Here is a 6,133-nt window from a genome sequence, read left to right on the forward strand (position 1 = left end):
CGCCGAACCCGGATGCCGCGGCGGGCCGGCGGATCGCCGAGCGCAATTGCGGCGGCTGTCATGCGGTGGCGCAGGGCGCCAGCCCCCTGGCCGACGCGCCGCCGTTCCGGGACATCCACCGGCGCTACCCGGCCGGCGGCCTGCCGCAGATCCTGCAGGAAGGCATGATCGCCCCTCTGCGCCCGCCCGAAGAGGGCTCGGCCCCGCATCATCCCCGAATGCCGATGGCCGAACTGGGCGACGACGAGGTCACCGCCCTCACCGCCTATCTGAAGAGCCTGGAGCCCCCTCGCAAGGCGCACGGCCACAGGCATTAGGTCGAACAGACGCCGCCCCGGAAACTGCGCCGCACTCCGCCACGTTCAACCCGGAACACCCGCCCCGGAGCCTGCCCATGGAACTTCATCGCGGTCGCCTGATCGACCATGTCCACCTGCGCACCCGGGACCTGCCGGCCATGAAGCGGTTCTACAAGGCCGTGCTCGAGGCGATCGGCGTGCCTCTCGTGGAGGGAAGCAATCTCGACGCCGACGACCACATCTACGCCGACGAGCTGTGGATCGATGTCGGCGAGCCGGCCAGCCACGTGCACCTGGCGTTCCAGGCCGAGGACGAGGCGACCGTCCAGCGCTTCCACGCCGCGGCCCTGGCCAACGGCGGGCGCGACAACGGCGGGCCGGGCGAGCGGCCCTACCACCCCGGCTACTACGCCGCCTTCGTCCATGATCCGGACGGCAACAACATCGAGGCGGTGTATCACGGCCCGGCCGACCGCTCGGCCGCCAGCGTGGTGCTCAGCTTCGAGGATCCGCCGGAGGGCTGAGGATTCCCTTTGAATCCGCTCATCCCGGCGAACGCCGGGATGAGCGGATCAATGAGGAGCCGCCTCGAACGCCTCGAACTCGCGCTCCAGCCGCCACTGCGCGGTGGCCTTGCGGCTGCCGGCCAGGAACCGGTCGCAGGCCGCGCCCGCCTTGGCGCAGGCGGCGACCGGCGCGCGGGGCGAGACCCACAGGCTGGGGCCCGGCAGGAAGGCGTATTCCAGGCTGGCGCGGGCGGCGGCCTTGAGGTCGGCATAGGTCAGGCCCTGCTCGGTGACGGCGCGCAGATATTCGTGGGTCAGGTCGATGCGCGAGACGCCCTCGTCGTCGGTGGACAGCACGAACGGCACCCCGGCCTGGCGATAGAGGTGCAGCGGATGGTCGGCGCCCTTGACCCCCAGGATGACGTCGTTGCTGGTCAGGTTGATCTCGACGGCGATCTTGTCGCGGGCCATGCGGGCCAGCAGCGACGAGGCGTCAGTCTCATAGGCGATGTCGACGCCGTGGCCGATCCGGCCGGCGCCGGCCACCTCGACGGCCTCGCGGATGTGGAAGCGCAGCTCACGCGGGGTGACCAGGCCCAGGGTCAGCTCGCCGGCGTGCAGCGACAGCTTCACGTCCGGATACCGGGTCTTCAGGAACCGCAGCATCCGCATGTGCAGGGCGTAGTCGGCCAAAGCGGTCGGGTCGTCCTCGGGGGCGACGATGTTGACGCCGACGAAGCGCGGATCGGCCTGGGCCAGGGCGAAGGCGGCCGTCAGCTGGGCGAAGACCACCGACGGGGGCAGCACGCGCACGGCGAACGCCTGGTAGCCCAGGACCACCGCGCAGGGGCCGGTGCGCGGCTTTTGCGCGTGGCAGCCCTGGCGGCGGTCGGCCTCGGCTTCGGCCGCGTCGAACTCCTGGCGGGCCTTGGCGGTCATGGCCGGGATGGCGGGCTCCAGGGCGGCCAGGGCCTTGGCCATGTCGCCGTCCCACGGCGTGTCGCGCGCCAGATTGACCAGGTCGGACATCGCCGACGGGTTCACCGAGGTCTCCACATAGCCGACGGCGTCGCCGGCCGCGTAGTCGCGCGCCACCGCCAGCATGGCCGACAGCTTGCCGTCGCCCGCCGGGCCGAACCGGGCGAAGGTCGAGAAGAACTGGTCGTGGCCGGACGGCAGGGCCCCGTCGGCGCCGGGGTTGTAGCTGCGCATCGACAGCGAATTGATCGCCCGGCTGTAGAGCGGCGGATTGGTCTTGCCCAGGCCCTGGGCCGGGGCCTTGCCCGGAGCGTCGCAGGGGCCAGCGACGATGGCCGGCAGGGGATCGGTGGTGACGCACAGCCCGCCCTCCCCGGCCCAGGCCAGGAAGTCCTCGGCATAGGCCGTCCCGGCCAGGTGGTTATGCAGGTCGCCGCCCTTGGGCATGGTCCGCAGGAACAGCCGCAGCTGGGCCCGGTCCTTGACGACGGCGTCGAAGCGGGCCGCCGTGCGGGCCTCGGGGGACAGGGAAGGCTGGGCGTGCGCCGCGCCCGTCAGCAACAGGGCGGCCAAGGCCGCGCCCGCCAGTCGTTTCACGCCGATCATCATTCTCGCCCGCCCCTGCATCGCACCACCCGAAAGTGGTTGGCCAAGGTGATCGGCATCGGCCGGCAAATCCAGTCCCCAAAAGCGTTGCGCGTGCGGATTGACCCGCCGTGGTCACCGCCTGCGCTTCACCGCCCGTTCGATCCCGGCGCTCAGGCCACGGACGACACCGCCTCGATCGCGGGCGCCACCGACCAGTCGTGCAGGGGCAGGTTCAGCCAGGGCAGCTGCGTGGCGCCGATGGGCTTGTCCAGCAGGTCGGTGACCGCCTGGCCGGTGACGAAGGGCGCGTGCTGCTCGATGCAGTGGTTCAGTTCGCGGCGGGTGCGCACATCTGTGATCCCCTGCCAGACCTGCTTGCGGCGGTAGATCGGCGCGTCCCGCAGGAAGCGGTTCACCGCAGCCAGCCGGGTGGACTCGTCCCCCTGGGGCAGGACCAGGGTGACGCTGCTGGCCAGGTCGCCCGGCAGTTCCTCGATCTGGAAGGCCGGATCGGTGACGCGCAGGTCCAGCCGGGAGAAGAACGGATCGAGCGCCCGCTTGACCTGCGACAGGGCCGCGAAGGACGGCGCGCGCGGTGTGTCGTAGACGGCGGCGGCCAGACGGGGGCGCGAATTGCGGGGCAGGGCCTCCAGATGCGGCAGCAGGGCGGTTCGGGCGCTGGGCTTGACGATGGTCGAGAAGCTGATCGGGAAGAACAGCACCCCGACCGACACCGCGGCCAGGGCTTCGGGAGCGGCGGCCAGGGCCAGGACGTCGTCCTCGGGCCGGTCGACCTCCACGCGCGGCGCCGTCAGACCGAACGCGGACGAGACCTGGGCCTGTCGCCAGACCACCACGCTGCCGATGAACATCTGTCGGGGGCCGTGATAGACGCCGCGATAGCCCACCCGGGCCGGCGGGCCGGCGCTGGCCTCCAGCGGCGCCAGGGCCGTCAGCTCCTCCAGGGTCGGCGCGCCGCAGACCGGTCCGCCCTGGGGCACGACCGAGCTGACCTGCGTCGGCGTGATGCGGCAGACGCGTCCGACGATCGACCCGTCGTCCTCGCCGTTGAGCAGGGCCTTCAGCTCGGCGCCGTGCAGGCCGGCGAAGCGCATGACGTCGGTCTGGTCGCCCTCGAACATCAGCAGGGCGATGTCGCCGACGCCCTTTTCGCCGAACAGCTTGAACTGCAGGTCGCGAGCCAGGGCCTGCAGCTCGCGGGCGTCCAGCTTGGTGGCGCGCGGGTCAGCCAGGACGAACGAGAACGGCGCGACCAGGCCGTAGCGGCGCGGCCACAGCCAGGTGGTCTCCAGATAGGCGCCGGCCACCTTGCCGACCAGGCCGGCCATGGTGTCGTTGTCGGCGAACCGAAGTTCGTCGCCCACGAAGACCTTCAAGCATGCGATCGCTGTCATGCGGACAGGATGCGGGGCGAAGGTTAGCGGAATCGAAGCGCCCGCGAGGGATCGTCCGCGACGCACTGTCGCGGAGGGCGCCGGGATTTTGGCCCTACGCCACCTTCAGCGGCAGGGCCTGGCCGGTGGCGGCGCCGATCGGGCTGTCCATCAGGTCGGTGATGGCGGGACCGGAGACGAAGCGCAGGCCGGCGGCGCGGCAGGCTTCCAGCTCGCGGGCGTCGCGCAGACCGGCGACCGCCTGACGAACCCCCTTGGCGCGATAGGCGCTCTGGGTCGAGGCGAACTTGGCGATCGCTTCGATACGGATCCGCATCTCGTCGTCGGGCAGGGTCAGGGTGATGCTGGTGGCCAGATCGCCCGGCAGGGTGCCCACCGGGAAGTTCGGCTCGGTGATGTTCAGGTCGATGAAGGCGAAGTGCGGCGCCAGGAACGCGCGGATCTGGTTCAGCAGGCCCAGCGAAGGCTCGCGGGGGGTGTCGTAGACCGTCGCCCCCAGGCGCGGCTGCATGGCCATGGGATAGCGCGACAGCCGGCGCTTGTAGGCTTCCTGCGAGGCCGGGCTGGTCAGGTTCCAGAAGCTGAACGGCACGAACAGCATGCCCGCGTCGCCGGCCTTGGCGAAGGCGGTCTGGGCGTCGTTCAGGCAGTTGAGGTCGCGCGACAGCAGGGCGGCGTCCTCGGTGGGGCGCGGGGCCATCAGGTCGGACCGCAGGCCGATCGCGGCCCCGACGAAGGATTCCGACGGCGGATGATAGATGCCCCACCAGCCGGTGGCGGGCGGCGGGGGCGGCTTGGGCTTATCGGGCGCCGACGGCGGTTTGGCGGCGGACGGCTTGGGCGCGACGGCCTCGGCGGCCGTTTCGACCGGGGTCTCGACGGGGGCCGCCTCGGGGGCCTCGACCGAAGGCTCGGCGGCGGAGGCGGGCGGAGGCGTCTGGCTCAGGGCGGCCTGCAGGGTTTCCTCGACCACGGCCTCGCTGGGCGCGCTGGGGACGGCGCGGATCTCTTCGGCGGTGATCACCTGGACATGGCCGGGCGGGCCGGCATAGCCGCGGCCGGCGATCAGGCTGGCCAGCGACGCCTGGGACAGGCTGGCGAACTGCAGGACGGCGGTCTCGTCGCCCTCGAAGGTCAGCAGGCAGACCTGGCCGGCTTCACGGCCCGGGAACAGACCTGCTTCCAGCTCGACCGCCAGGGCCTGCATCTCGGTCGGGTCCAGGCTCTCGGCCTTGTTGTCGACCAGCACGAAGGCCAGGGGCGCGACGGCGCCGTAGCGGCGCGGGGCCTTCCAGCGATGCTTGAGATATAGGTCCGCGGCGGCTTCCACCTGGGAAGCCGGGGTGCTCCGTCCCGCCTCGGCGGTTCCGGCGACCAAAATTCTCAAGCACGCAATAGCCGTCATGGGCGGGAAATTAACCGCGAAATCTTGGCGAAAGCTTTACGCAATTATAGCTAGTGCTATCTTTACCACGAATAGTGACATTCTTCGCGAAACTGTCGCAATCCGACGCGGATTCCGCTCTTGCGATCCTTCACACCGTCCTTGTCGGACCTTTCCGAGGAGGACGGGCGTGGAACCCTAGGCGAAGGTTTCCTGCAGCCGGAAATCCAGGCGCTGCTTGACGCCCGGCCAGTCGGCTTCGGTGATCGAGAACACGGCGGTGTCGCGCACATGGCCGGTCCAGGTGATCTTGTGATTGCGCAGCACGCCCTCGCGGTAGGCGCCCAGCTTTTCGACCGCCGCCTGGCTGCGGCTGTTGCGGACATCGACCATGAACTCGACCCGGATGGCGCCGGCGTCGAAGGCGTGGGCCAGCATCAGGCGCTTGGATTCCGCATTGATCGGGCCCGAGCGGGCGTCGGGGTGCAGGAAGGTCGAGCCGACCTCCAGTCCGCGATGCAGCTTGCGGATGTTCAGATAGCTGGACGTGCCGACCACCCTGTTGTCGGAGAGGCGGCGGATGGCGTAGCCGATCCGCTCGCCGCGCTCGGTCTCGCCCTTCAGCGCGCCCCACCAGTCGGCGAAGCCTTCGCCGCAGCCGTTGGTCGACATGATCTCCCAGCTCTCGGGATCGCAGTCGATCGCCGCCTTCAACTCGGCGCGCAGCTCGCCAAGCGCCTGAAAGGTGATCGGTTCCAGCCGCACGTAGCGGCCATCGAGGGGGAGAATCTGGATGTTCATGGCCGCAACAATGGCCTCGACCGGCGGGGAGACGCAAGGTCAGCCGGCAGTCGGGATATTCTCCAGCGCGGCCTCGGCCGCCAATCCGGCGCCGAACGCGGCTGGAGCTGGACATGGCCGTGACGGTCGTCCCCACTGATAACGCCGGACCGCTGCTGACAC

6 protein-coding genes are annotated in these 6,133 nt (G+C 70.4%); 2 read left to right on the plus strand and 4 right to left on the minus strand.

Annotation, left to right across the window (positions count from 1 at the left end):
• Both WAL33_RS04055 and WAL33_RS04060 read left to right on the plus strand, forming a co-directional pair.
• On the plus strand, positions 1-317 hold a 317-nt coding region (locus WAL33_RS04055; RefSeq protein ID WP_422178741.1), incomplete at its 5' end, for a c-type cytochrome.
• A gap of 77 nt (positions 318-394) precedes the next feature.
• The gene (locus WAL33_RS04060; RefSeq protein WP_422178743.1) at positions 395-823 is read left to right on the plus strand and encodes a VOC family protein; all 429 of its coding nucleotides are present in this window, start codon (positions 395-397) and stop codon (positions 821-823) included.
• Positions 824-871: 48 nt separating this feature from the next.
• Here WAL33_RS04060 and WAL33_RS04065 read toward each other — a convergent pair whose 3' ends face one another.
• The 4 genes from WAL33_RS04065 to WAL33_RS04080 form a co-directional block, all read right to left on the minus strand.
• Positions 872-2,389 carry an adenosine deaminase family protein gene (locus WAL33_RS04065; RefSeq protein ID WP_422178745.1) on the minus strand — a complete coding sequence of 506 codons (1,518 nt, stop codon included), beginning with the start codon at positions 2,387-2,389 and terminating at the stop codon, positions 872-874.
• 152 nt (positions 2,390-2,541) lie between these two features.
• Positions 2,542-3,756, minus strand: a complete 1,215-nt coding sequence (locus WAL33_RS04070; RefSeq protein ID WP_422178747.1) for a hypothetical protein — start codon at positions 3,754-3,756, stop codon at positions 2,542-2,544.
• A 124-nt stretch (positions 3,757-3,880) separates the two neighbouring features.
• Positions 3,881-5,116, minus strand: coding sequence for a hypothetical protein (locus WAL33_RS04075; protein ID WP_422178749.1), 1,236 nt, complete (start codon positions 5,114-5,116; stop codon positions 3,881-3,883).
• A 252-nt stretch (positions 5,117-5,368) separates the two neighbouring features.
• Entirely contained in the window at positions 5,369-5,971 is a 603-nt protein-coding gene (locus WAL33_RS04080) for a GNAT family N-acetyltransferase (RefSeq protein ID WP_422178751.1), read from the minus strand.
• Between the last annotated feature and the right edge of the window lie 162 nt (positions 5,972-6,133).

The sequence above is a fragment of the Caulobacter sp. genome (assembly GCF_049283275.1).
Lineage (GTDB): Bacteria > Pseudomonadota > Alphaproteobacteria > Caulobacterales > Caulobacteraceae > Caulobacter.